The sequence below is a fragment of the Hymenobacter sp. UYAg731 genome, assembly GCF_054061335.1.
Genome location: NZ_JBSSEC010000007.1, coordinates 109,343 through 133,581, shown reverse-complemented (window position 1 = coordinate 133,581; position 24,239 = coordinate 109,343). Strand labels below are relative to the sequence as shown.

General features: G+C 61.1%; 20 protein-coding genes and 1 tRNA gene. 11 read left to right on the top strand and 10 right to left on the bottom strand.

Annotation, left to right across the window (positions count from 1 at the left end):
• Positions 1-100 precede the first annotated feature (100 nt).
• Together ACVWYF_RS20045 and ACVWYF_RS20040 are read left to right on the top strand one after the other, a co-directional pair.
• Positions 101-1,111, top strand: a complete 1,011-nt coding sequence (locus ACVWYF_RS20045) for a fibronectin type III domain-containing protein (RefSeq protein ID WP_457071411.1) — start codon at positions 101-103, stop codon at positions 1,109-1,111.
• A 123-nt stretch (positions 1,112-1,234) separates the two neighbouring features.
• Positions 1,235-3,598, top strand: a complete 2,364-nt coding sequence (locus tag ACVWYF_RS20040) for a phospholipase D-like domain-containing protein (protein ID WP_457071409.1) — start codon at positions 1,235-1,237, stop codon at positions 3,596-3,598.
• A 222-nt stretch (positions 3,599-3,820) separates the two neighbouring features.
• On the opposite strand, the gene ACVWYF_RS20035 is transcribed toward ACVWYF_RS20040, so the two are convergent.
• Complete coding sequence (locus ACVWYF_RS20035; RefSeq protein ID WP_457071407.1) at positions 3,821-6,265, bottom strand: endonuclease MutS2; 2,445 nt, start codon at positions 6,263-6,265, stop codon at positions 3,821-3,823.
• A 186-nt stretch (positions 6,266-6,451) separates the two neighbouring features.
• Here ACVWYF_RS20035 and ACVWYF_RS20030 point away from each other — a divergent pair, with 186 nt between their 5' ends.
• The 5 genes from ACVWYF_RS20030 (at position 6,452) to ACVWYF_RS20010 (ending at position 12,385) form a co-directional block, all read left to right on the top strand.
• The gene (locus ACVWYF_RS20030; RefSeq protein ID WP_457071405.1) at positions 6,452-7,468 is read left to right on the top strand and encodes a WD40/YVTN/BNR-like repeat-containing protein; all 1,017 of its coding nucleotides are present in this window, start codon (positions 6,452-6,454) and stop codon (positions 7,466-7,468) included.
• Between the two features lie 11 nt (positions 7,469-7,479).
• Positions 7,480-8,121 (top strand): hypothetical protein, encoded by a 642-nt coding sequence (locus tag ACVWYF_RS20025; protein WP_457071403.1) that lies wholly within the window; start codon positions 7,480-7,482, stop codon positions 8,119-8,121.
• A gap of 45 nt (positions 8,122-8,166) precedes the next feature.
• Entirely contained in the window at positions 8,167-9,876 is a 1,710-nt protein-coding gene (locus tag ACVWYF_RS20020) for a hypothetical protein (RefSeq protein ID WP_457071400.1), read from the top strand.
• 17 nt (positions 9,877-9,893) lie between these two features.
• Entirely contained in the window at positions 9,894-11,576 is a 1,683-nt protein-coding gene (locus ACVWYF_RS20015; RefSeq protein ID WP_457071397.1) for a hypothetical protein, read from the top strand.
• Between the two features lie 392 nt (positions 11,577-11,968).
• A complete protein-coding gene (locus ACVWYF_RS20010; RefSeq protein ID WP_457071394.1) occupies positions 11,969-12,385 on the top strand; it encodes a hypothetical protein in 417 nt (138 codons plus the stop codon).
• A 24-nt stretch (positions 12,386-12,409) separates the two neighbouring features.
• Here ACVWYF_RS20010 and ACVWYF_RS20005 read toward each other — a convergent pair whose 3' ends face one another.
• From ACVWYF_RS20005 to ACVWYF_RS19990, 4 genes are all read right to left on the bottom strand, one after another.
• A complete protein-coding gene (locus ACVWYF_RS20005; RefSeq protein ID WP_457071392.1) occupies positions 12,410-13,096 on the bottom strand; it encodes a hypothetical protein in 687 nt (228 codons plus the stop codon).
• Between the two features lie 22 nt (positions 13,097-13,118).
• A complete protein-coding gene (locus ACVWYF_RS20000) occupies positions 13,119-13,871 on the bottom strand; it encodes a TIGR02757 family protein (protein ID WP_457071390.1) in 753 nt (250 codons plus the stop codon).
• A gap of 39 nt (positions 13,872-13,910) precedes the next feature.
• Positions 13,911-15,008, bottom strand: coding sequence for a hypothetical protein (locus ACVWYF_RS19995; RefSeq protein ID WP_457071388.1), 1,098 nt, complete (start codon positions 15,006-15,008; stop codon positions 13,911-13,913).
• A 73-nt stretch (positions 15,009-15,081) separates the two neighbouring features.
• Positions 15,082-16,020, bottom strand: coding sequence for a DPBB and LysM peptidoglycan-binding domain-containing protein (locus ACVWYF_RS19990; protein ID WP_457071386.1), 939 nt, complete (start codon positions 16,018-16,020; stop codon positions 15,082-15,084).
• 189 nt (positions 16,021-16,209) lie between these two features.
• On the opposite strand from ACVWYF_RS19990, the gene kdsB reads away from it, so the two are divergent.
• The gene (gene kdsB, locus ACVWYF_RS19985) at positions 16,210-16,959 is read left to right on the top strand and encodes a 3-deoxy-manno-octulosonate cytidylyltransferase (protein ID WP_457071384.1); all 750 of its coding nucleotides are present in this window, start codon (positions 16,210-16,212) and stop codon (positions 16,957-16,959) included.
• On the opposite strand, the gene ACVWYF_RS19980 is transcribed toward kdsB, so the two are convergent.
• The 4 genes from ACVWYF_RS19980 to gap form a co-directional block, all read right to left on the bottom strand.
• Positions 16,956-17,399 carry a DUF1622 domain-containing protein gene (locus tag ACVWYF_RS19980; RefSeq protein WP_457071382.1) on the bottom strand — a complete coding sequence of 148 codons (444 nt, stop codon included), beginning with the start codon at positions 17,397-17,399 and terminating at the stop codon, positions 16,956-16,958. The genes kdsB and ACVWYF_RS19980 overlap by 4 nt on opposite strands.
• A gap of 57 nt (positions 17,400-17,456) precedes the next feature.
• Positions 17,457-17,798 (bottom strand): translation initiation factor, encoded by a 342-nt coding sequence (locus ACVWYF_RS19975; protein WP_457071380.1) that lies wholly within the window; start codon positions 17,796-17,798, stop codon positions 17,457-17,459.
• 29 nt (positions 17,799-17,827) lie between these two features.
• Complete coding sequence (locus ACVWYF_RS19970; RefSeq protein WP_457071378.1) at positions 17,828-18,697, bottom strand: diacylglycerol/lipid kinase family protein; 870 nt, start codon at positions 18,695-18,697, stop codon at positions 17,828-17,830.
• A gap of 173 nt (positions 18,698-18,870) precedes the next feature.
• Positions 18,871-19,878 (bottom strand): type I glyceraldehyde-3-phosphate dehydrogenase, encoded by a 1,008-nt coding sequence (gene gap / locus ACVWYF_RS19965; RefSeq protein ID WP_457071376.1) that lies wholly within the window; start codon positions 19,876-19,878, stop codon positions 18,871-18,873.
• 315 nt (positions 19,879-20,193) lie between these two features.
• Here gap and ACVWYF_RS19960 point away from each other — a divergent pair.
• From ACVWYF_RS19960 to ACVWYF_RS19950, 3 genes are all read left to right on the top strand, one after another.
• Positions 20,194-20,265, top strand: a tRNA-Glu gene (locus tag ACVWYF_RS19960).
• 424 nt (positions 20,266-20,689) lie between these two features.
• Positions 20,690-22,222, top strand: a complete 1,533-nt coding sequence (locus ACVWYF_RS19955) for an Eco57I restriction-modification methylase domain-containing protein (protein WP_457071374.1) — start codon at positions 20,690-20,692, stop codon at positions 22,220-22,222.
• Positions 22,223-22,234: 12 nt separating this feature from the next.
• Positions 22,235-23,017: a PaeR7I family type II restriction endonuclease gene (locus ACVWYF_RS19950; protein ID WP_457071372.1), complete on the top strand. Its 783-nt coding sequence runs from the start codon at positions 22,235-22,237 to the stop codon at positions 23,015-23,017.
• 144 nt (positions 23,018-23,161) lie between these two features.
• Here the strand turns inward: ACVWYF_RS19950 and ACVWYF_RS19945 are convergent, their stop codons facing one another.
• A complete protein-coding gene (locus tag ACVWYF_RS19945; RefSeq protein ID WP_457071370.1) occupies positions 23,162-24,193 on the bottom strand; it encodes a hypothetical protein in 1,032 nt (343 codons plus the stop codon).
• Between the last annotated feature and the right edge of the window lie 46 nt (positions 24,194-24,239).

Here is a 24,239-nt window from a genome sequence, read left to right as displayed (position 1 = left end):
CCGGCAACCTATTTATGTTGCTATAAATGCGGAATGGTGCGTAATTTGTCCCATTCTTTGCATCAGCTATTTCGCTGCCGGTCTGCTTATTCTTCAATTTATGAAACTCGCTTTACTTCTGTTCACCGGGGTGTTTTCCGGTCCGGTCCTGGCGGTTCCGGTACCCCTGCCCACGCCCCCTACTCCCCCGGTACTCACCCTGAAAGCGGCCCGGGCACTGGGGCCGGGCAGCACCGTCACGGTGCGGGCCGTGGTGCTGAACGGGGCCGAGATGGGCAACATCCGCTACGTGCAGGACGGCGAGGCCGGCCTGGCCCTCTACGCCCAGGCCGCCAAGCTGCCGGGCTACGGCGAGCTACTGGCCGGCGACAGCATCCAGGTCACGGGCCAGCTCAAGGCCTACAACGGGCTGCTGGAAATGGACCCCATCGCCTCGTTTCATAAGCTGGCCGGCGGCCAGCGGCTGCACCCGCTGCGCGTGCCCCTGGCCCAGGTCACCACCGCCTTTGCCGAGGCCAACGAAAGCCGCCTCATTGAAATCAAAGGCGTGACGCGCCTGCTCACCCCCACCGGTACTCCCGCCGAGGCCCTGGCCGGCAATGCCAACTACCTGCTCGACGGCACGGCCGGCGCGCTGCTGCGCGTGGGTTCCACCAGCACCGGTCCCGAGGGCCTCATCGGGGCCACCGCGCCCACGGGCGAGCCGTTCGACGTGCGCGGCATCATGAGCCAGTACTCGCCGGGGGGTACCGGCGGCTACCAGCTGCTGCCCCGCCTGGCCACCGATTTCGTGCGCGGCAGCGGCCTGCCCCGCCTCACCGAAGAGCCTGTGCCCGTGAACGTGAGCCCCACCGGCTTCACCGTCGTGTTCTCGACCCTGAACGCCGGCGACACCCGCGTCCGCTACGGCCTCGATGCCAAGCAGCTCAAGGAAAGCCGCGTCGATGATGCCCTCACCACCCACCACAGCCTCACCCTGAACGACCTGATTCCGGGCACCACTTACTACGTGGAGGTGAGCTCGCGCAACGCGGCGGGCACCGAAACGGCCACGCCCGTGCCGTTCATCACCCCCGGCAGCCGGCGGGTGCGGGCGGGCGGCAAAAATTAAGTTTCCGCCACCCGGCACTATTGGGGTCTGTGAACGGTTCGTTTCGCTGGAATTCAGCATCTTTGTATTTCTGTCCCCCACCTAATCTTTAAGATTTAACCGTTTCATAACTCTGTTTTTTTCATGAAGAAACTTACTCTGCTGGCGTTGCTGGCGTGTGCTACTTCCTGGCACGCGGCTTCGGCCCAAACCTCCATCACCATCGCGGCTGCCCGGGCGCAGCAGCCGCTCACCAACGCTACGGCGGGGGCCACCGTCACGGTGCGCGGCATTGCCACCAACGGCAACGAGCTCGGCGCGATTCGCTACTTCCAGGACGGCACGGCCGGCATCGCGGCCTACGGTGCCGGCACCGGTACTCCGGCAGCCATCACCGCCGTGCTGAACTCGGTGCAGCCCGGCGACAGCATCCTGGTAACGGGCCAGTTGAAGCAATTCTACGGTTTCCTGGAAATTGACCCGCTCACGAGCGTGACCATTCTGGCCGGCAACCGGCCGGTGGTGCCCGTGTCGTTTCCGGCCGGCAGCATCACCCCGGCTTTTGCCGAGCAGTACGAAGGCCAGCTGGTGCGCATCAACGGCATCACGTCCATCAACACCAGCACGGGCCTGCCCGTTACGGCGTTTGCCTCGGTTTCGGCGGGCTACCGCATCAACAACCAAGCAGCCACGCCACTGTACATCAACGCGGCCAGCACGGGTCCGTACGGTCTCGTTGGCAAGCCGGCCCCCACGGGCTTGTACGACGCCATTGGCCTCATCAGCCAGCACATGACGGCCAATACCGGCGTGGTGAACACCACCACCGGCTACCAGCTGCTGCCCCGCCTCTACGCCGACTTCATTCAGGGCCTGACGCCCAACGTGATTGGCACGCCTACTACCTCGAACATCAGTACCACGGGCTTCACCGTGAACTTCCTCACCCAGAATGCCGGCAATACCCAGCTGAGCTACGGCACCTCGCCCACCGGCCCGTTCACGGTCGTGACCAACGCCGCCAGCGTGACCACCCACGCCCTGGCCCTGACCGGCCTGCAGCCCGCCACGGTGTACTACGTGCAAGCCATTTCGGTGAACAGCGTGGGCCAGTCGCAATCGCGCGTGGTACCGATGATTACCCAGTCGCTATCGAGCGGCAAGATGCGCGTGTACTTCAACAGCCCCGTGGATAACACCCTGGCCCTGCCCGGCAACAATGCCGTGTACCTGCCCAGCGGCCACATTGCCGATACCCTGGCCAGCTACATCAACAAGGCCCGCAAAACCGTTGACCTGGCCATCTATAACTGGAACAGCACCGTCATCCTGAACTCGGTGAACGCCGCCCGCGCCCGGGGCGTGAAGGTGCGCGTGATTTACGAAGACGACAACGCCAACGTGAGCATCAACACGCTCAACGCTGCCATTCCGCGCATGGGCCGCCCCACACAGGCTGGCAGCAGCGGCAGCGCCATCATGCACAACAAATTTGTGGTGATTGACGCCGACACCAACGTGGCCACTACGCCCTGGGTGTGGACGGGCTCGACCAACTGGACGGCGGCTCAGCTCTCCACTGACCGCAACTCGGCCATTGCCATTCAGGACCAGTCGCTGGCCCGCGTGTACACCATGGAGTTCAACGAGATGTGGGGCAGCACGACGCTGACGCCCGGCACGCTGCTCTTCGGCAACCGCAAAACCGACAACACGCCGCATTACCTGCGCATCGGTACCCGCGACGTGCAGTCGTACTTCTCGCCCACGGATAATGTGAACGGTCGCCTCATCGAGACCATTCAGACGGCCGATAACGACATGCACATTTCCTCGATGCTCATTACCCGCTCCGACATCGCCCGCGCCATCCGCGACCAGGTAACGGCCCGCGGCATCGCTGCCTGCACCGAGGGCGTGACCAACGACACCAGCGCCACCGACGGCTCGGGCAACAACTTCCGCATCATCCGCTCGGCCATTGGCACGCGCATGATTAAGAAAGTGGGTGGCTACATCTACCACCACAAGTACCTGCTGGTGGATGCCGGCGCTTCGCAGTCGGACCCGACCATCTTCCTGGGCTCGCATAACTGGACCAACTCGGCCGATAACGAGAACGACGAAAACACCCTCGTCATCCACGATGCCAAGATTGTGAACCAGTACTACCAGGAATTCTCAACCCGCGTGTCGGAGCAGAACATCTCCGGGGTGGCCGTCTGCCGCCTCGTGCTGGCTACTAAAGCTGGCAGCGTCCAGGCCAGCACCCTGCAAGTGTACCCCAACCCCACCAAGGGCAGCTTCCAGTTGCATCTGGCCAGCACTTCGGCCCGCACCGCCACCATCGTGCTGCGCGACGTGACCGGCCGCGTGGTGCTCACTCAGACCCAGCCCCTCACCGGCACCGACCTGAACATCGACGCCACGTCGCTGAAATCGGGCCTGTACATGGTGCAGGTAACCACCCCCGAGGCCGTGCAGACGAGCCGCGTAGTAGTGGAATAAGCTGAGCGAAACTGACGCAAAAAAGGCGGCTCCCGAATCGGGAGCCGCCTTTTTTGTTGTTTGGTAGCGTCAGATAATTATTCAAACGGTCATGCTGAGCGCAGCCGAAGCATCTCTACCGCGCAAGTAATTATGACGACTCACCGAAGCGGCAGAGATACTTCGGCTGCGCTCAGCATGACGTTCGGGTTTCTGGATGACGCTATCAAAAAATACTCTCCGCTACTTCAGCACCGCAATGGTCACGCCATCGCCGCCGCGGTCGGCGTGCTCGTCGGCCACGCTGGCTACGGCCCGCTGGCGACGCAGGTAATCGCGCACTACCTGGCGCAACACGCCGTTGCCACGGCCGTGCAGGAACTTCACTTCGGGCATTCCCAGCATCACGGCATCATCCACGAAGCTCATGGTTTTGGTAAGGGCATCTTCGGCGCGTTCGCCGCGCAGGTCGAGGGTGGGGCTGAAGCCGGCCATGCGGTCGGTGATGTTCACGCCGTTGCCGCCGCCGGAGCTACCGCCGCTGAGCTTCGACTTCTTGGTTTTAGCGGCCTGCTCCCGCTCGCGGATTTCGGCCCGGCCCAGCTTTTCGAGTTGGCTGAGTTTAGTCAAGGTTTTCATGCCGCCGAACATGACTTCGGCGGTCTGCCCTTTCACGCTAACCACTTCGCCGTGGCCTTCCTGGCCAAACAGGGCCACTTTATCGCCGGGCTTGAGGTCGCCGGCTTCGGCGCGCTCGCGGGTGGCTTTGGGCTTGGGCGGCTCGATTTGCAGCTCTTTTTTGACGAAGGTTTCGAGCTTCTCGCGGGCGGCTTTATTGATTTCCTTATCGGCATTGCCGCGCCGAATTTCGCCGATGGTAGCTTCGATTTGCTGGTTGGTATTCACCAATAGGGCTTTGGCCTGCTGCTTGGCGGTGCGCAGGGTTTCGAGCTTGGTGTCCTCTAAATGCTGCTTGAGGTCCTGGTATTCTTTGGCGGCACTTTTGAGGCGGCGCTCAGCTTTGGCGGCTTCGGCGGTGCGGGTTTCGAGCTCGGTTTTTTCGCGTTCGAGGCCTTCGAGGAGCTGGTCGTAGCGGATTTTATCCTTGCCCACCAGCTGCGTAGCCCGCTCCACTACTTCCTTCGGCAGGCCGATTTTGCGCGCAATTTCGATGGCGAACGACGAGCCCGGCTTGCCTACTTCCAAGCGGTAGAGCGGCTGAAGCTTCTCCGGGTCGTAGCGCATGGCTCCATTCACGAGGTGCGGGGTGCGCTCGGCGAAGTTCTTGAGGTTGGTGTAGTGCGTGGTAATGACGCCGTAGACCCGCGCCTTATTTAGTTGGTCGAGCACGGCTTCGGCGATGGCTCCGCCCAGGCTGGGCTCGGTGCCGGTACCGAATTCGTCAATCAGCACCAGGCTTTTCTTGCCGGCCAGCAGCATGAACTGCTTCATAGCCAGCAGGTGCGAGGAATAGGTCGAAAGGTCGTTTTCCAGGCTCTGCTCGTCGCCGATGTCCAGGAAAATATCCTCGAACACGCCGGCTTCGGAGTTGTCGGCGCAGGGAATGAGCAGGCCCATTTGCAGCATGAACTGCACGAGGCCCACGGTTTTCAGGCTCACGGATTTACCGCCGGCGTTGGGGCCGGAAATGACGAGGATGCGCTGCTCATGGTTCAGCTCCAGGTCCAGTGGCACCACTTCGCGGGGGTCGCCGTTGTCGCGCTTGTGCTGGGCGAAGGCCAGTTGGAGCAGCGGGTGGCGCACTTTCACCCACTTCAGCAGGGGCTTGTTGTGCAGCACGGGTAGGCGGCAATTGAGCGTGACGGCCAGCCGCGCCTTCGCCCGAATGAAGTCAATGAGTCCGAGGTAGGAATAGGCCTTGCGCAGGTCCGGGATGTGGGGCCGGAGCTGGTCCGTGAGGGCCGTGAGGATACGAATCAGCTCGCGGTGATAGGCATTGTCGAGGTCCTTGATGTCGTTGTTCAGCTCAAAAACGGCTTCCGGCTCGATGTACACGGTCTGGCCCGAGGCCGATTCGTCGTGAATCAGGCCCTTCACCTTACGCTTGTGCTCGGCGATGACGGGCAGCACCAGCCGCCCGCCGCGTATCGTGGGCTCGGAATCGGAGGGAATCCAGCCCTCGTTTTTGGCGTGGCGCAGGATGCCGGCAATCTGCTTGCGCAGTTGGCCTTGGCGCGCTATCAGCTCCTGCCGAATCTGGCGCAGCAGCGGGCTCGCATCGTCGCGCACGGCCCCTTCGTCGTCCACCACTTTGTCTAAGGCAGCCAGCAAGTTGCGGTCGACCTGGATGCCGATGCCCAGCAGGCGTAGCGAGGGATACAGGCCGGGGTCGGCATCGGAGAAGAAGCTCAGGGCTTGGCGGATAGTGCGTAGGCTCATCTTCACCTCGAAGAAGGCGGCTACGTCGAGGTACGCGCCCGGCAGGGCCGCGCGCTTGAGGTGGGCCTGTGCATCGTGGTAATGCGAGGCCGGAAAATCGGCCCCGGAGCGCAGCAGGTAGGTGAATTCGTCGGCCTGTTGCAGCAGTTTCAGCAGGGACTCGTGCTTGGGTTGGAACTCCATGCGGGCCACGTACTGCCGGCCCAAGGCGGAAAGGCAATTGGCCTCAAGCTGCTCGCGCAGGGTGGTGAAGCCGATTTTTTGTTCGAAGTGTTGGGGTAACAGCAAGTAGGTAGTATTTCAGTAATTGGGTACGAAGGTAAACAGCAGGCGGGACGGGAAAGATTCGCGGCCGGCCGGAAGAAACCAGCGGCCCGCAAAAAATACGTGCCGCCAGCAGCACCGGTATATAGCATTTACCCAAGCCACCCCGTAGCTTTGGCGCTAACTATATTTCCACACCTTAATTTTTTCATGAATAAACTCTACCCGTTTGTTTTCGGCGGGCTGGCCCTGGGATTAAATGCTTGCAAAGAGGACGTGTACGTCCTCGATTCCTACGCCACCATGCGCTACGACGCGCTGGCCCTGCCCGCCGCCGCCGATACCCTAGCCCTGAACACCGTCGATTTTGTGTCGGCCCGCGAGGGCTTCGTGGGCGGGGCCGGCGGCAACCTCTTTGCCACCACCGACGCCGGCGCTACCTGGACGCGCCGCTCGCAGCCCAACCTGGGCACCATCAATAAGCTGCTCTTCACCACGGCTACCACCGGCTGGGCGGGCACCAGCACCGGCCTCTACCGCACCGCCAACGGCGGCCAGACCTGGCAGTACGTGCCCACGGGCGATGCCTACGGCTACGCCATTGGCGTGCAGGACCTTCAGTTTGTGACGCCCCTGGTGGGCTACGCCGTGGGTTCGGGCGGGGGCATCAACAAAACCACTAATGGCGGCACCACCTGGACCAACCTGCAGCGCCGCACCGACAAGCGCTACACGTTTCGGGCCGTGTCGTTCACCTCCCCCGATTCGGGGGCCGTCATCGGCAACCAGCAGGCGCACTGGCGCACCACCAACGGCGGCCAGACCTGGAGCTTCGACGACAACTCCGGCGGCCGCAGCGACGACTACTACGGCTACGACATCCTCCGCTTCAACGCCGATAATTACCTACTGGGCAGCCCCAGCGGCTTCCGGCACTACACGCCCGCCTCGCTGGGCTACTACGACCGCGACGACGAAAACTACGGCTACGCCGTGTATGGCCTAGCCCAGGCCGGGCCGCGTGGCCCGGTGGTGGGCGTGGGCCAGCGCACCGTCATCCAGTACGCGCCGGCCTATTCGCTAAGTTCGAACACGCCCTGGGTGAACGTACACGCCCCCGACGGCACCAGCTACACGGCTACGTACTACGCTGCCGACTTTGCCGATGCCAGCACCTTCTACGCCGTGGGCCCGCGCGGGCTGATTCACCGCTTCCACTACCACTAGCGCTACCCGCGATGAACAAGTATTTCTTCCCGCTGGCCCTGGTGGCCGGCTTGGCCATGGTGCGCCCTGCGCAGGCCCAGGTCAGTAAGTTTCACGGTGATTTGGGGGTGGGGATGGTGCCGCTGCGCGCCTCGGCCCCGGTGCAGGCCAACCCCAGCGGCTACCAGGGCACACCGGCGGGCTACGTGCTGGAGACCACCAATGCCAACCTGTTTTTGCTCAACGGCAACCTCGGGTTTGATGCCCCGCTGTACCAGCTGAAGGGCGGCGAGCAGTCGCTGGGCGTGTCGCTAAACGCCGGGGCGGGCCTGCTGGGCACCACCCGGCAGGACGTGGACGGCTTCAACGCCCAGTTCGTGCTCGACTTTCCCGAGTACGTCACCTACCGCTACGGGGCCAAAGCCAGCAAGCATTCCCAGAAGGATTTTGGCGTGGGCCTGGGCCTGGGCTACCGCTTCTGCAAGTTCTTTCTGCCCTTCAACTCGCCCAGCGCCATGATTGAGGGCGTGTATTCGACCAACGACCACGACTGGTTTCTGCGCCTGAGCGCCGACCTGCGCCCCCGCCGCTTCTACAACGACTACTCCGGCGAGGGCCTCGTGGAAGCCCTGCGCATCCGGGAGTTCAACGCCACCATCGGCAAGTCCTTTTAGCTTCCTGACACGTCATTTCGCCTCTTTTTTCTTCTTCCTTTTTCCATGAAAAACCTTTACCGTTCGCTGTCGGCCGTGCTCCTGCTGAGCGCAGCCACCGCAGCCACCCCGCCGCCGCCCGCCGCCGGGCCGCTGCAAGCCGCCCAGACCATTGCCCTGGGCGAGCACGCCATGCTGGCCGGCACCCTGAGCCTGCCCAACCACAACATGGTGCTGCTGCTCACCGATGCCGAGTCGTTCGACATCACCGCCCAGTGCCTGGCCTCCGACGGCCATACCGTGTGGAAAACCGGCCTCAAGCGCTTCCAGCGGCCCGCCGGTACCGGCTACATGTTCGATACCCGGCAGATTGCCCTGGGCCGCGAAGCCCGCGAAAACAAGCAGCTGCAAAAGGACAAGCTGGCCGCCGCGCTCTACCCCGTCGATGTGTTCACCGACGGCAACAGCGTGGTGCTGGCCGAGCGCCTGAACGAGGAGGCCTTCAAGAAGCAGAACAAGGACAAATCCCTCAAGGATGGCCAGACCTTCGTGCAGCGCCTCGACGAGCAGGGCCGCCTCCAGGCCCACCTGTTCGACCCGCGCCCCAACCCCGAATCGAAGAAAACCGAGGCCAGCACCCTGGGCCGCTACGCCGATGCCACCGGCTACACCGAAGTAGTGCGCGAAACCAACAAGCGCGAGGAAACCCTCGTTTTTGCCGCCATGCACTACGACCTGGGCACCCACACCGTGCGCCGCGAGGTGCTGGAGCTGCCCGCCACCCCCGAGCACATCGGGGGCATGAACAGCTTCCGGCACTGGTACCAGGAGTGGGCCTATCTGGGCCACCGCCCCAACCAGACGTATTTCTGCCGCCGCACCCTGACCAGCGTGGCCGCCCCCAAGGAGAAGGCCGGTAACCAGCCCCTCGTGTACCAAGTCCACATTGCCGACGACCAGGGCGCCCTGGCCGGCGGCTTCAGCACCACCCTGGGCCTGAACAAGGGCACCCGGCCCTCGTACTCGGGCGCCATGCCCAACCCCGGCGAGATGAACCACATCCCGCTTTACTTCAGTGCGTCGCAGGGCAAAAACAACTACGTGACCTACGACGAATGGGATATTTCCTGCGGCGGCATGGGCTCGTTCTACCTCGACTACCGCACCGGCGAGGTGCTCATCTACGGCGAGTACGGCGAAGGCGACCTGCCCGAAATGGGCGGCAGCAGCGACCTGCTAGGCTTCTTCGAGCGCCGCTTCGCCCCCGATGGCCGCGTGGTGGCCCAGGTGCAAGGCCCGTACAGCGAGGCCATGCGCGCCAAGAAAAAGAAGCTCAGCTTCAAGGCCCACATGTACCGCAACACGCGCTTCCACCTCGACCCCCTCACCGGCCAGAGCCAGTTCAGCTTTTCGCCGATGCGCGTGTACGGCGGCAGCGAAGACTTTGACCTGTTCATGGACAAAGACCTGAAGCCGCTGCGCTACGACTACCTGCCCGGCAAAGACAAGGACGAGCGTACCTACACCTCCGTGATGTACACGCAGCCCTTCAAGCTGGCCACCACCTTCAACAGCACCGACGAAATCCGCCTCTACGAGCACGCCGCCAAGGACGACCACCCCCTGTACGCCGCCCTCGAAAAGCAGCGCCGTGCCGCCCCCGCCGATGCCCCCGACTACTGGTTTCACCTCTGCCCCACCGGCCCCGCCTCCGGGCTGGTAGTGGAGCAAAACCGCGCCCTCGGCGGCAGCCTGCAGGTGTACACCTTCCGGTAGGCTGCGCCTTAATGCCCATGAAAAACTGCTCCCGCCTGCTGCTGGCCGTGCTCCTGGGCTTGGGCGGCCGCGTGGCCGCCCAAGCCCCGGCCACGGTGCCGCTGCACCTGGTCCAAACCATCGAACTGGCCCCCAACGCCGCGCTGGGCGGCACCATCCGGCTGCCCAATCACAACACCGTCCTGTTCATCACCGACACGGACCGGGCCGCCATGCGTGCCCAGTGCCTGGCCCCCAATGGCCACACGCTCTGGGAAACCACCGTGCGCCGCTACCAACGCCCGCGCCAGGAGGGCCTGCTGGGCAACACCCTCACCTCGACCGAGCACATGGACGCCGGCCAGGTGCGCGAGGCCGCCTCCATGCGGCCCCTGAGCGTGCTCACGGAGGGCAACAACGTGCTGGTGGTAGAGCGCATCGACGCCTCGGCCGTAAAAAAGCTGCCCATGGATTCGCCGTTGGCCGCCGGGCAGGTGTACGTGCAGCGCCTCGATGAGCGGGGCGAGCGCACCAGCGCCGACTTCGGCCCGCCGCCGCCCATCACCATGGAGGCAGAGGAAACGGCCCAAACCGTGGGCCGCTACGCCGATGCCGGGGGCTTTGTGGAAATCGTGCGTGAAACGGCTTTCATCGGCAAAAAGGAGCGGGTGCAGCGCTTCTTTCTGCTACACTACGACTTGGGCACCACCACCCCGCGCCGCGAGCCCCTCACGCTGCCGCCCAGCCCCTGGATTGCCAGCAACTGGGACATGTTTGGGCAGTGGAACCAGGACTGGGCCTACCTGGGCCACCGCTCCAATCAAACGTATTTCTGCCGCCGCACCCTCATCAATTCGGCCCAGGAAAAGGCCGGCAAGCAGCCGCTCACGTTTCAAGTGTACGTGGTCGATGACCTCGGCCACTCGGTACCCGGCGGCTTCAGTACCACGCTGGGGCTGGCCAAGGGCACCATCCCCATCTACTGCGGCCAGATTCCGAGCTACGGCGAGTTGGACTTTGCCATGCGCCGCCACATCAATGTGTCGGACCAGACCACGCCCCTCTACGACAGCTGGGCCACCACCGCCGTGGGCTCGTTCTACCTCGACTACGCCACCGGTGACATCCTCATTTTTGGCGAATACGGCGAAGGCGACCTGCCCTCCTACGAGCTGCGGCCCGAGCTGCTGGGCTATTTCGAGCAGCGCTACGCCGTGGATGGCACGCCCCTGGCCCGCCTCCAGATACCCTATTCCAAGGAGCTGACGGCCCACAAGAAGGCCGGCAGCTTCACGGGGCAGTACGGCCGGCGCATCGGCTTCCACCTCGACCCCCTCACCGGCCAAAGCCAGTACAGCTTCGCCCCCATGCACGTCATGGGCACCGGCGAAACCTTCGACCTCTTCCTCGACCCGCAGCTAAAGTTGCAGCGCGTGGAGTTCGTGCCCGGCTCCCAGCGCAACGACAACGTGGCCACTAACGTGTACTACGCCCAGCCCTTCGCCCTCTTCAAAAGCCCGGGCGGCGCGTCGGAATATCGCCGCTACGCCCACGCCCACCCCACCGACGCGCCCGTGTACGCCGCCTTAGAGCAGCGCAGCCAGGCCGCCGGCCCCCTCCCCTTCCACGAGTACCACCTCAGCAGCACCGGCCCCGGTACCGGCCTCGTGGTGGAGCGCCGCCTTGCCACCGGCGGCACCTTGCAAGTGTTCGTGTTCTGATATTTTTGCAATTCCATTACCAAAACAAGGCCCCAGCAATGCTGCCGGGGCCTTTTTCGCATCAAACAATGGGCTCGCCTTTCCAGCTTCGCCCACTGCTGGGCTGCGCGGTATCAATCCACACCCAGCGAGACTGTAATTAGCCACAGCAAGACCGTACTTACACTAAGCGGGGCATTACTAGTGCTTAAGGGGACCTTTATTGGTATAAGTAGGGCATACTATGCCCTACGGGGGGCCTTTACAGCAATAAGTCAGACTGATTATATGTTCAGGGGGACCTCCACAGTTAGCAGCGGGGCACTATTTGGGCTCAGGGGGGCCGATATTGGAATAAGTAAGGCATCATCCCTACCTTACACCCGCCTTTGCCCTGCTTAACTGCCTTGCTCATGGAACCTGCGCATACTCCCGACGCCGTTACCGGCTCCCTCGCCGCCCGCTTTGCCCAGCGCCTAGTGGTTCGCGATGCCCCGCCCCCTCCGCCCAGCCAGGAGCCGGCCGCCATCCTGGCCCGCATTCAGGCGTGGCTCATTCCGCCCCAGGGCGTGCGCGATGCCCGCACCCACGGGCGCATGGCCCGCATGCTGGTGGCCCTCATGGAGCACCCCGAGCTCAGCACCGAGCAACTGCAAGCGGCGGCAAGCCTGGGCTGGCGCGCCGGCTCGCGCATGGCGCAGGAGCTGTTCGCGCGCGGCCTCACCCTGCGCGAGCGGCGCGGCCGGTTCTTCTACCACCGCCTCACGCGCACCGCCGAGGATGCGCTGCTGGTTGTAGTGGGTGGGCCGGTGGGGGTAGCAGCTGGCTGATGGGGCGGGACCGCAGCAGGCAGTTTACTTTTCATTTCGTCGCTCACGGGCAGCAAACCAGGCAATCAGATAGGCGCTGAAAATTCCCCACGCCGAGAAAAAACTACCGGAAGTGTGGTGGCGGTGCATCTGCTCCCAGGTCATCCAAACCATCAGGGCCGCAAATGGACCAAGTAAAACCGTTGAAATCGGCTTTTCAAAGAGTGTCTTTTCGCGCAAGGCCACCGGTTGCTCATCCAAGCTCGGCTGTTTCGCTAGCACGGTTTCCAGTGCCGTAACCATCGCAGCAAAATGCGTGCTCTGTCCCCCATGAAAGAATTCGCTAATGACAAGTCTCGTGCGCGTGCCATCGCGCATTTTCAGGCGCAAAATATCATCCGAATTATAAGTTGAATGACGGTAGGCAGTAATAGATGCCAAAGGAATTTGCTTTTCCGTTCCCGCATCGGAGCGAGCAATCACCAGCTTATCAGACGAAATTGTAATCAATGCTGCCTCACCGCTAAACTTCTTCAGCAGTCGGTAAAGCAGGTATAAGCCTCCTGCCATCCAAACCACAAATATCAGCAGCTTCACATCCTTGCTGAATGCCAACGGTACAGTTAGGGTATCGGCGGCCTTCAGGCCGAACATCAGCAGCAGTATCCCCCCAAGCATTAGCCCGGCCAGCTTTATACGATTGGTCAGGGTGAAATAAAATTGCTCTTCCATACTTGTTCAGTGGGCTGATAAACTACTTATCCACCCCCGCGCCAAACAACGCGAAATCATACTTCACCGGGTCGCTCGGGTCGAGTTTGCGCAAATTAGCCGTCAGTTCCTCGGCGGCTTCCCAGTCCACGAGCTTGCGGGTGAGCAGGCCCAAAGGGCGGGCCTGGCGCTCGACGTGCAGGTCGATGGGCATGATGAGGTCGGCGGGCAAGAGGCGGGTCCAGAGGCCGAAATCCACGCCGTGGGTATCGCGGCGCACCAGCCAGCGCAGGTACATATTCACCCGCTTGCAGGCCGATTTGCGGGCCGGCGTGGCGACGTGCTTGCGGGTGCGCTGGGGCGCATCGGGCAGGCTGAAAAAGTGGTTGTGGAAGTTTATCAGCCGCTCGCGCTGCGTGTGGCCCACCAGAAACGCGGTTTCCAGCGTCTCGTGCTGCCCGTACCAATGGCGCAGGAAATGCACGAAATACAGCAAATCGGTATCGCAAAACGTGCGGTGGCAGAAGCCGAGCAGCTTCTTCAAGTCCTCGTCCTGGTGCTGGGTGATGAACTGGTGCGGGGCATCGTCCATGCGGCGCAGCAGCTCGCTGCACTTGTTGATGATGGTGGGCCGCTGCCCCCAGGCCAGCAGCGCCGCAAACAGCGCGCTGATTTCAATATCCTGCCGCTGCGTGAAGCGGTGCGGAATTTGGATGGGGTCGTTTTTGATGAAGTCCGGGCGGTTGTAACGCTCGTACTGCGCATCAAGCTGGCGGCGCAGCTGGGCGATATTCAAAGGGGATAGGGGAAAAAGTGTAGAGGGGAAGCCACAGCATCAACCGTAATGCGCTATCAGGCGGTTGGCAAGTTCACGGTATTGGTCGAGGCCCGTAAAATAATACATGTTCCAACAGGCCAGCATGGTGCTGGTCCACGCCATTTGCTTCTCGGTGCCCAAAAACGCTTCGCCGCCCGGATACACGCGGGTGTTGCCCTGGGTGGAAATCTCTCCCGAAGCCAGCACCCGCGACGCCTGCCAGTTGGTACCGCACGAGAGGGAATTCCACAAGTCTGGGCGCAGGGGCTCCGTCGCGGGCAGCAGCGTAAGCAGCCGGAAACCCACGACCAACCCGACGCCCTGGTAGCTGCTGTCGTAGCCACTGCCTTCCTGGTAGTAGCCGCGGCCGTGTTGGGCGCGCATGGCCTGGCGGGCGAAGCGCAAACCAACCTGCAGCGTCGGCTCGTCGTTCAGGTAGCGCCCGAGGCTATAGTAGGCGACGGCATCAAAGTACAGCCGATTGGGGGCCAGCGAATCGTAAGCGGCCAGGGTGCCCTGCTGTTGCACCAGCCAGGCGGCGGCGCGCTGCACGGCGGGCCGCAACGCTGCCACCCGCGCCCGGTGCGGGGCCGTCGCCGCCGCGTTCCGGTACCAGTCCGACTCGTCGAAGGCCAGCAGGGCCGGGCCGGCCGAAGCCAGAAAAAACGCCACGCCGCTGGCCAGGTTGGCGGCCGTGGGCGGGGGCTGCGTGGCCATGTTGGCCGGAATGACCAGGGTGAAGTCGCCGGCGGGGCGCTGGTGCGCGAAGCTGTATTCGGTGGCCCGAATGGCCTGGTCCAGCGCCGTCAGGTTTTCGCGGCCCATGGCATAGTCGGCCAGCGGCGAAATGCCCGTTTGAAAGCGCACATGGAAATAAGCCCCCTGGTTGCGACTCTGGGCCCCCTGGGCATCGGGTAAGTTGGCCTGCCCCAACCGCTCGATGATGGGCGGGTCGAAGGCGCGGGTCAGCTCATTCTGGGTGAAAGCGGCTTTCAGGGGAGCCGTCTGGCACTGGTATGGTTCCGGGACCACGGCAGGCATTGCCTTGCTGCAGGCCCCCAGCCCGATGCTTAACCCTACTCCAAACAGGCACATCGCAACTTCGTACTTTCTCATAGGATGCCCTGTTTTGACGAATACGAAGTGGGACAGCGCCGCGCAGGTTAAGTTTATCCGCCAGCCACCAGCTCTACTGCGGGATGTAGTTCGTCTCGACCCGGAAGCGGGAGTCGGCGGTACCTAGCTTCTGCACGGCGCGGGGCGAGAGGCGCACCAGAATGTTATTGTTCTCGCCCGTATCGGGCAGCTTGCCGATGACGCGCACATATACCGACAGGCCGTTACCGCTGTTTTTCACCTGCATGATGGTGCCCACAGGGGCCGTTTTATGCAGGGCGAGGTACTTATCGGTAATGCTTTTTTCGATGGGCGCACCGAGGCCGGACTCCACCACGCGGGCCAGCACTTCGCTGGCGCGGTTGGGGGCGCGGTCGTCTTTATCGTCTTCGCGGTCGGGCGTGACAGTGGCTACCTGGGCAGGCTTGTCGGGGGCCGGGGCTTTGGCGGGCGTGGCAGGGACGGGCACGGCTTCTACTTCCACCGGACGAACGGGCGCGGCTTTGGGGGCGGCGGCCACGGCAGCCGGCGCTTCGGCCGTGCCGGTGAGAATGAGCTGCTGGCCCACGCGCACAGTGCCGCCAGCGGGCAGCTTGTTGAGCCGAATCAGCTCATCGGGCGTGAGCTGAAACTTGCGGGCGATGCCGAACAGGGTTTCGCCCTTGGCCACGGTGTAGCGGGCAGGCACGGTTACGGGCGCGGCGGCTTTGTCGGGCGCGGCGGCAACCGTGGCTTTTCCAGCGGCGGGGCGGGGCACGTACACAATCTGGCCCACGCCGAGGCCGTTTTTAATCTGCGGATTGGCCCCGGTAAGCTGGTCGAGGGTGACGTGATAGCGGCGGGTGAGGGCGGTGAGGGTTTCGCCGGCCGCCACGCGGTGCTTCACGAAGCGCTGGCCGCCGCGCATTTCCTGGCCGATGGAGTCGGCCGGGGCACTTTTGGCGTGGCCGGGTTTGCCCGGACCGGGGCCGCCCAGGGCCAGCAGCGTCAGCAACGAAAGAATTACAGTCATATAAAATAGCCTTCCAAAATTCACTTTGTCCCCGCCCGGGAGCGCCGGCCAGGCAGCCCGCGAGGCAAAATAACGCAATAACCGGCGGGAAATTGAGGCCGGCCGGTTTCAACCCCGCGCCGTTCCGTTATTTGGGGCTTCGTGGCGAGGCTTTTCCCGCTTCCCACTCCCCATTTCCCCTGCCCGCTTATGGTTCTCGGCCTGATTCCCGCCCGCTTCGCCTCCACCCGCCTGCCCGGCAAGCCGCTCGTCGATTTGGGCGGCCAGAGCATGATTCAGCGAGTGGTACTTCAGGCCCGGCAGTCCAATCTGGCCCGCGTGGTGGTGGCCACCGACGATGAGCGCATCCGGCGCCACGTCCAGGATTTTGGGGGCGAGGCCGTGCTCACCCGCCCCGACCACCCCAGCGGCACCGACCGCCTGTGGGAGGCCTTCCAGCAACTCGGCAGCCCGGCCGACGTGCATTGCATCGTCAATATTCAGGGCGATGAGCCGTTCATTCACCCCGCCCAAATCAACGCCCTGGCCGATTTATTCGCCGATGCCACCACCGCGCCCGCCATCGCCACGCTGGTAAAGCCGGTGGTTTCGGAGGAGGAATTATTCAGCCCGCACCTGCCCAAAGTGGTGCTCAGCCAGCAGGGCCACGCGCTGTATTTCAGCCGCCACCCCCTCCCCTACCAGCGCGGCCGCGAGCCGGCCGATTGGCTGGCTCACCACCGCTACCTGCGCCACCTGGGCCTGTATGCCTACCAGCCGCAGGTGCTGGCGCAGCTCACGCGCCTGCCCGTGTCGCCCCTCGAAGCCGCTGAAAGCCTGGAGCAGCTGCGCTGGCTGGAAGCTGGTTTTCAGATTCGCTGCGCCGAAACCGAACTGGATACCTTCGGGATTGATACGCCGGAGGATGTGGAACGGGCGCGGACGCGGCTGGGCGTTTAGTTATCGGCGCGGTCTGCCACGGGCTTTTCGGCGCTGGTCTGGTGGCGCTCGTCGCGCATTTCGCGGGAGAGGAAGTAGTTGAGCGCCGTGCGGATGATGGCAATGGCCCCGAGCTTGCCGAGCTGCTCCCAGCTGGGCGAAATGGCCGTCGACAGGATATCGGCTCCAAGCTGGAACTCCAGCGCCAGCGCCAGATATCGCGCCAGCGCCAGCCGGATGGCCGTGAAATCGGCCGTCTGGCCCTTGCTCAATGCCTTCAGCAGCAGCCAGCCCGCGCTCAGGATGCCCAGCGCGATGATGGCCGCGCCTACCATTTCCACTCCCAGCTTCAGCCACAGCACCGCGTCGATAACCGTGCTTTCGGCCCGGCCGTGCAGGGAAGTCACGTCGCGGGCAGCTTCGGGTAGGGCCGATAAAATGGGGGGCAGCAGCAACAGCATAGGGGCGGATAAAGTAGGAACGAGCGGGATACGGGCAATTCCGGCCCGCCGTCGGGATTAACCGCCGGCTTTCTTGGCTTTGTAGCCTTCCTTGAGCAATACTTCCAGCACTTTATCGCGGAAGTCACCCTGCACCACTACTTCGCCGTCTTTGGCGCTGCCACCCACGCCGCACTTGGTTTTGAGCAGCTTGCCGAGGGCCTGCAAGTCCCCATCGGTGCCCACGAAGCCAGTTATGAGCGTGACCTGCTTGCCGCCGCGCTGCTTTTTATCGAGCTGCACGCGCAGCTGCTGCTGTTGCGGGGGCAGCGTGGTAGTGGCCGCCGGTTCGTCACTTTGATAAGAGAAGTCGGGATTGGTGGAATACACCACGCCGGTGCGGTTGGATTTGTCTTTCATTGCGAATGGACCTATTTGGTGAAGAGGAGTTAAACCGCCACGGCCAAGGCCAACGGCAGCAGTTCCACGTCGAATTCGGTGGCGTGACCCAGGTAGTCGCCATCGACGTGAAAGCCAATGGGCACGGCGGCTACTACCCGGCCACGGGGCACCCGAAAATACTCGGCCGCCTTGCTCTGGGGCAGGGTGCCGAGGGCCATAGCCAGGCTCACGCGGAAGGCCCGGACCACGGGCAGCGCATCAATCAGGCACACGTCGAGCAGGCCGTCGCGCAGGTCGGCCAGGGGGGCAATGTAAGCGTTGTTGCCGTATTGCGAGGCGTTGGCGAAGGCCAGCACGTAGCAGTCGGTGGTGATTTCCTGGCCGTCGAGGTTAGCCGTTACCGGCACCGGGCGGTAACGGCGGTACTCGCGCAACGTTACTTGCAAGTACGTGCTCAGGCCCCGCGAACCGGCTTGGGCGAAGTGCTGGCTTACGTGCGCATCGAACCCCAGCCCGGCCGTGCAGAAAAACGGGTGGCCGTTTATCACGCCCACGTCCATGCGGCTGAAGTCGGGCGCGGCCAGCCGGCGCAGGGCAGCGGGCAGGCCCAGCGGCACTTTCAGGTGGCGGGCCAGGCCGTTGCCCGAGCCCTGTGGGATGATTCCCAAGGCGGTTTCGGTGCCCAGCAGTCCCCGGCCCACTTCGTTCACGGTGCCATCGCCGCCCACGGCCGCTACGATTGCAAAACCCTCGGCCGCTGCCTGCTGGGCCAGTTCCACGGCGTGGCCGGCGTACTCAGTGAGGCGAATTTCATAGTCGGCTTCCCGCGCACCGAAGTGCCGCGCAATCAGGGCGGGCATGTCGTGGCGCTGGCTAGGGCCGGCTTTGGGGTTTAGAATGAAGCAGGTTCTGGGCATAGCTAACGCCCAGCGCGTGCTTGGCGAAATATGGAAAGGATAATAGCAGAAGGCAGATTTCAGATTAAAACTGGTCTGATTACTGACTGCCCGATACCGATTACTTAAAATAAAAACGCCGCCCGCCCCACCACAAATGGCAAAGCGGACGGCGTTTTTTACGTCAACGGAAATTAACCGTTCATCTGCTCGCCGAGCTTCTGAATCAGGTCGGCCGTGCGGGTCGAGTAGCCGGTTTCGTTGTCGTACCAGCCAATCACCTTGGCCAGCGTGCCGTTGGCCGACGTCAGCTCCGAATCGAAGATGCAGCTGTGGGGGTTACCCACGATGTCGATGCTCACAATCGGGTCGGTGGTGTACTCGATGATGCCTTTCAGGGGACCTTCCGCGGCGGCTTTCAGGGCCGCGTTGATTTGCTCCTTGGTCACTTCCTTTTTCAGGATAACGGTCAGGTCGGTCATCGAGCCGTCCGGCACGGGCACACGCATGGCGAGGCCGTCGAGCTTGCCCTTCAGCTGGGGCAGCACTAGGCCCACGGCCTTAGCCGCACCGGTGCTGGTGGGGATAATGCTGTAGGCAGCGGCGCGGGCGCGGCGCAGGTCCTTGTGAGGAGCATCCTGCAGGTTCTGGTCCGAAGTGTAGGCATGCACCGTGGTGATGTAGCCTTTTTCGATGCCGAAGGCGTCATCCAGCACTTTGGCCATCGGGGCCAGGCAGTTGGTGGTGCAGCTGGCGTTCGAAATGATGGTTTCCGAACCGGTGAGGATTTCCTCGTTCACGCCCAATACCACGGTCGGGATGTTGCCGGTGGCGGGAGCCGAAATCACGACTTTCTTGGCTCCGGCGGTGATGTGCTGGCCAGCGCCGGCCTCGTCCACAAAGCGGCCGGTCGATTCCAGTACTACGTCAACGCCCATTTTGCCCCAGGGCAGGAGCTTGGGGTCGCGCTCGGCAAGGGCGGCGATTTTCACGCCATTCACGGTGAGGCTCTCCTCGTCGTAGCTTACGGTGCCGTCGAAACGGCCGTGTACGGAGTCGTACTTCAGCAGGTGGGCCAGCGTTTTGTTGTCGGTCAGGTCGTTGATAGCAACGATTTCCACGTTGTCGCGGCCGAGCAGCGACTTGAAGGTGAGGCGGCCGATACGGCCGAAGCCGTTGATGGCGACTTTAATTTTTGCCATTGTAAAACAGGTGGGGATTAGTGGCCAGCCGCCACGCTGGCGGCCGGTTGAAACGCGGGGCGAAGATAGCAGGCGGGCGCGGGTTAGCCCACATTCTGCTTCGACCTTATAGGAGTTCGATTCCCCTACGTGACTACGGCGCGGTTCGGTGGGCAGTTGCCCGGCTCCAATCGTTTTGGTGAGCAGGCAGTAGGATGCCGCGAAAAATTTTCAGCCTGAAAAACAGGGTACTTTGGTCCTAATAGCACTTTTTTTTCTACCAGAACTTGCACGAAACAAAGCGCGCCGTACCTTTGCATCATCAAAACGAACAACGGTCCGTTCGTCTAGGGGTTAGGACAGTAGATTTTCATTCTACCAACAGGGGTTCGATTCCCCTACGGACTACTAAAAAGCCGCTCTACATCACGTAGAGTGGCTTTTTTTTATAACTGGGGCACAGTATAGGGTACAAGTCGGTTTTTTCGGTTTTTACTGATTGCCTCAAAGGGTGAGATTGTCAGCAGGAACATACTTGCTTGATGCGGTGCTGTAAACCTGTCGCATGTGAATAAAATCTTAGCTGTGCCCATGCCTAACGCATAGGCGATGGTAAGCCAAGTAATACAGTAGGCAAACTGACCGCGTAAGCGTACCTTACTTGTGGAAACTGCGCATGGAAGCACTCGTTGAATCATCATTAGGAGCTGTTTACACGCGTGCCTGGGTCGTGGAGCTGTTGCTTGACCTAGCCGGCTACTCTGCTCCTCGTAATCTGGTTGAAGACCGTGCAGTAGAGCCTTCGGTTGGCGAAGGGGCGTTTTTGTTGCCAATGGTGACTCGTTTACTCGATTCGTGCCGCGCACAGCACCGCCCCTGGCTTGATTGCCTCAACTCACTGCGGGCCTACGACGTGGACGCCGCAGCGCTGCGCCAATGCCGCCGTAAATTGCTTCATCTCCTGCAAACGGCTGCCGTGTCCGATACCGATGCCGAAGTGTTACTCAACGCCTGGCTGGTTGAAGCCGATTACTTGCTACTGGTTGGCCGTACTACCCCGAGTGCCGGACGCCCACCCCAGCTCTTTGATGAGGTAGCTCCCGCTGGCGTGGATTTCGTACTCGGTAACCCTCCTTACGTGCGAGTCGAAAGTATTCCCGAACCGCAGAACACGCAGTACAGGCAGTTCTTCCCTACTATGCGAGGCCGGGCCGACCTCTACGTGGGCTTTTACGAGGCCGCCTTGCGGCAGTTGAATCCAGGTGGCGTATGTGCTTTCATTTGCGCCGACCGCTGGATGATGAACCAGTACGGCGAAACCTTGCGCCGCTACATTAGCGAGGGGTTCGCAGTTGAAACCCTGCTCGAAATGCACCAGACGGCCGCGTTCGAAGAGGAAGTAAGCGCCTACCCAGCCATTTCCGTCATCCGCCGCGCCGCCCAAGGAGCTGCTGTCGTGGCCAGCGCCACTATTGCCCTCGAGCACGTCGCAACTGCTCGCATCGTTGCCTCCCTGACCACTACGCGCCAGATGGTCCCCTCAATGGCTGTGCCCGGGCTGACAGCCGCTCACGTGCCAACGTGGTTCCCCGGTGGCGAGCCTTGGACACGCACCACGCCGGCCCGCACGGCCTTGCTAGCCTATCTGGAGCAGCACTTCGAGCCGCTGGTATCAGCCACCACTGGCACCCGCGTAGGTATCGGCGTAGCTACCGGGGCTGATGCCGTTTTCTTCACGCACAATGCCGAACAAGTAGAGCCCGCGCATCAGTTGCGCCTGGCACGCCCGGCCGATGTGCGTACCGGTCAGCTTATCTGGGGCAACCAATGGCTCATTACCCCATGGCACCAAGGTAAGTTGGTTGACTTGAGTCAGCGCCCGCGGCTACGCGGCTATTTAACCACTCATCGAACTCAACTAGAAGGACGCCACGTAGCCAAACGCAACCCCGCAGCCTGGCACCGCACCATCGACAAGATAGATGAGCAGCTTTACAGACGGCCTAAGCTCTACATTCCCGATATTAAGAATACCTTGTTCCCGGTACTTGACCGCGGCGAAACCTATCCCGACCATAATTTATACTTTATTACCTCTGACACTTGGGACCTGGAAATTTTAGGTGGCTTGCTGCTCAGTGATATCGGCACGTTCTTCGTGGCCTGCTATGGGGTACGGATGCGCGGTGGCTACCTGCGAATGCAGGCCCAGTACTTACGCAAAATCCGGGTGCCGGCCCCGGCGGCCATCACTCCATCCCAGGCCAACGCGCTCCGCCAGGCTTTCCGTACCCGTGACGTGGCGGCTGCCACCGCTGCGGCGGTTAAAGTGTACAATATCGCCCACCTTTGGCCTGCCACTTAATTTTTCCTTTTCGTGCCCTCGTCCTTAGACAGTCTTTTCCAACAGCTTGATGCTGAATTACAGCAGGCTGTACAGTATTACTGGAACTCCCGCGAGCAAGCTCGTACCAAGCAGCAAGCTACCGGCTTGCCCGATGCCGGCACTCGCGGTGCGGTCACCGCTGGCGGGCAGATGGCCGGTCTGGAAGCGCTCATTGTGCGGGCGCTGCGTTTAGTAGGACTACCGAACCTCGACATCAAAGTAGGTCGCTCCGAAGATGCGACATCTCAGGGTCGGCTGGAGATTCCCGGCTATTACCGACCCGAAAAGAAATGGGATATGTTGGTGCTATCCAACGGCCAGCTCATCGCGGCGCTGGAGTTCAAGAGCCAGGTCGGCCCTTCCTTTGGCAACAACGCGAATAATCGCGTGGAAGAGGCCGTGGGCAGTGCCGAAGATGTGTGGAAGGCCTACCGCGAGCAGCGTTTTGGAGCCGGGCCACGCCCATTTCTAGGGTATGTTTTTCTGCTCGAAGATTGTCCGAAGGTCCATACTCCGGTCAAATTTAGCCAGCCGCACTTCAAAGTAGACCCCGTTTTTATCACTACGCAAGGAGGTACGTCTTATGCGCAACGCTACGAAATTCTCTGTCGGCGACTAATGCACGAGAATCTTTATTCGGCAGCCTGCCTGCTGTTGGCTAACAATGCTACTCCTACTACCGTTACCCAGCCAGCCCCTGACCTTACGTTTAGGTGGTTATTAGCGGCGCTGGTAAAACACGCTGAAGCCGTGGTTTTAGGTTCTGCTATTTAGCTTTTCCATTGGGGTTTAGTGCAGTATTCAACCTACGATACCGGCGGGGCACTTCCAGTTGAAACTACAACGCTATTTGACCGACCTTGAAGCCCTGCACAAGGAATTGGCCTAACTCACCGCGTGACGTTCGCGAGCTAAGAGTCAGTTGTAACCATTCGGTAAAGCTTTTGCTTTTTTTAGCCAGCCAGGATGGTCTTTCTTGATAATTATCCATGCAGCGGCTACTGCTTTCACAAAGTGTTTATTCATAAATTGCTTATCAACATCGCTGCAAATCCTGTATTTAGAAATACCTTCACTAATAACTATATCCAATTCTTCTTCTAGAGCATATTTCCACTCCTTAATATTTGTATCCTCAACTTTTCCAATCCACTGCATGAGGTTAAAAACAGCCGCTGCTGAAGCACTAGTTTTGTGTTCGGTACGAGTACTAGGACTGGTTTTAATTCTGGGCGGCAAACTGTTCCAAATAGTCTTTGTGAACTCAGCTATCTGTTTCTGAGTCTCTTTAGCATTTGGGATACACAGGTCTGCCAATGATTTTCTTGCTTTACTTTCTCCTCCGTTGTTTGGTTTATCACCAAGCCGACCTTTCTTAGAAGCAGAATTATTTTGCAATAACTGTAGCTCTAAAGAAGCGCTTCGCCTCTCACCTTCTTTATAGGTAGAATTTAGAACGTGAGCAGGCTCGTTGCGCTTTACATCAAGCACTTTTAGCCTTTTATCCAACTGGTCAATAATTTTCAAAGCTTGTTTTTCCCATTCTAAGAATCTTTCTTCCGAGTGTTTTGACTTAGGGTATTCTTCTTCAAACGGAAATCCTTGCACTAATTGGGTTCGCCGACTTCTCAAGTCTAGTCTGTCTTGCTCGTTAATATATTGGCGTTTCTCAGGATAGGTTGCGCCCGTCAAGTATGTCCCTTGCTGCAATTCCAAAACACATGAAATACTATGTTTCTTATCTGCTTCTAGCTTACTATCAGCTAGATAATTTCGCATCCGTTCAAGATGCCTCCCAAAATGCTCCCAGCTGGTAGACATGTAGCGATGCTGCCAATCCTTAACTGCTAAGCAAATATCGCCTGACCCAAATATCCGGAATGCTTCAAACAATTCTGAGTAGTCTCTGCTGATACTCAATGGGTCAGTAGGTATACCTTGGAGGAACATAAAATATAATCTATGCTTATAGGCACTTGATTTACTTATTATACTT

What these genes read in the sequence shown, in the direction of transcription:
- gap (WP_457071376.1), bottom strand. Translation starts at nt 19,878, where the DNA reads ATGGCAAAAATTAAAGTCGCCATCAACGGCTTCGGCCGTATCGGCCGC.
- ACVWYF_RS20005 (WP_457071392.1), bottom strand. Translation starts at nt 13,096, where the DNA reads ATGGAAGAGCAATTTTATTTCACCCTGACCAATCGTATAAAGCTGGCC.
- ACVWYF_RS20040 (WP_457071409.1), top strand. Translation starts at nt 1,235, where the DNA reads ATGAAGAAACTTACTCTGCTGGCGTTGCTGGCGTGTGCTACTTCCTGG.
- ACVWYF_RS19975 (WP_457071380.1), bottom strand. Translation starts at nt 17,798, where the DNA reads ATGAAAGACAAATCCAACCGCACCGGCGTGGTGTATTCCACCAATCCC.
- ACVWYF_RS20045 (WP_457071411.1), top strand. Translation starts at nt 101, where the DNA reads ATGAAACTCGCTTTACTTCTGTTCACCGGGGTGTTTTCCGGTCCGGTC.
- ACVWYF_RS19970 (WP_457071378.1), bottom strand. Translation starts at nt 18,697, where the DNA reads ATGCCCAGAACCTGCTTCATTCTAAACCCCAAAGCCGGCCCTAGCCAG.
- kdsB (WP_457071384.1), top strand. Translation starts at nt 16,210, where the DNA reads ATGGTTCTCGGCCTGATTCCCGCCCGCTTCGCCTCCACCCGCCTGCCC.
- ACVWYF_RS19945 (WP_457071370.1), bottom strand. Translation starts at nt 24,193, where the DNA reads ATGTTCCTCCAAGGTATACCTACTGACCCATTGAGTATCAGCAGAGAC.
- ACVWYF_RS19990 (WP_457071386.1), bottom strand. Translation starts at nt 16,020, where the DNA reads ATGACTGTAATTCTTTCGTTGCTGACGCTGCTGGCCCTGGGCGGCCCC.
- ACVWYF_RS20020 (WP_457071400.1), top strand. Translation starts at nt 8,167, where the DNA reads ATGAAAAACCTTTACCGTTCGCTGTCGGCCGTGCTCCTGCTGAGCGCA.
- ACVWYF_RS19955 (WP_457071374.1), top strand. Translation starts at nt 20,690, where the DNA reads ATGGTGACTCGTTTACTCGATTCGTGCCGCGCACAGCACCGCCCCTGG.
- ACVWYF_RS20025 (WP_457071403.1), top strand. Translation starts at nt 7,480, where the DNA reads ATGAACAAGTATTTCTTCCCGCTGGCCCTGGTGGCCGGCTTGGCCATG.
- ACVWYF_RS20015 (WP_457071397.1), top strand. Translation starts at nt 9,894, where the DNA reads ATGAAAAACTGCTCCCGCCTGCTGCTGGCCGTGCTCCTGGGCTTGGGC.
- ACVWYF_RS19980 (WP_457071382.1), bottom strand. Translation starts at nt 17,399, where the DNA reads ATGCTGTTGCTGCTGCCCCCCATTTTATCGGCCCTACCCGAAGCTGCC.
- ACVWYF_RS20030 (WP_457071405.1), top strand. Translation starts at nt 6,452, where the DNA reads ATGAATAAACTCTACCCGTTTGTTTTCGGCGGGCTGGCCCTGGGATTA.
- ACVWYF_RS20010 (WP_457071394.1), top strand. Translation starts at nt 11,969, where the DNA reads ATGGAACCTGCGCATACTCCCGACGCCGTTACCGGCTCCCTCGCCGCC.
- ACVWYF_RS19995 (WP_457071388.1), bottom strand. Translation starts at nt 15,008, where the DNA reads ATGAGAAAGTACGAAGTTGCGATGTGCCTGTTTGGAGTAGGGTTAAGC.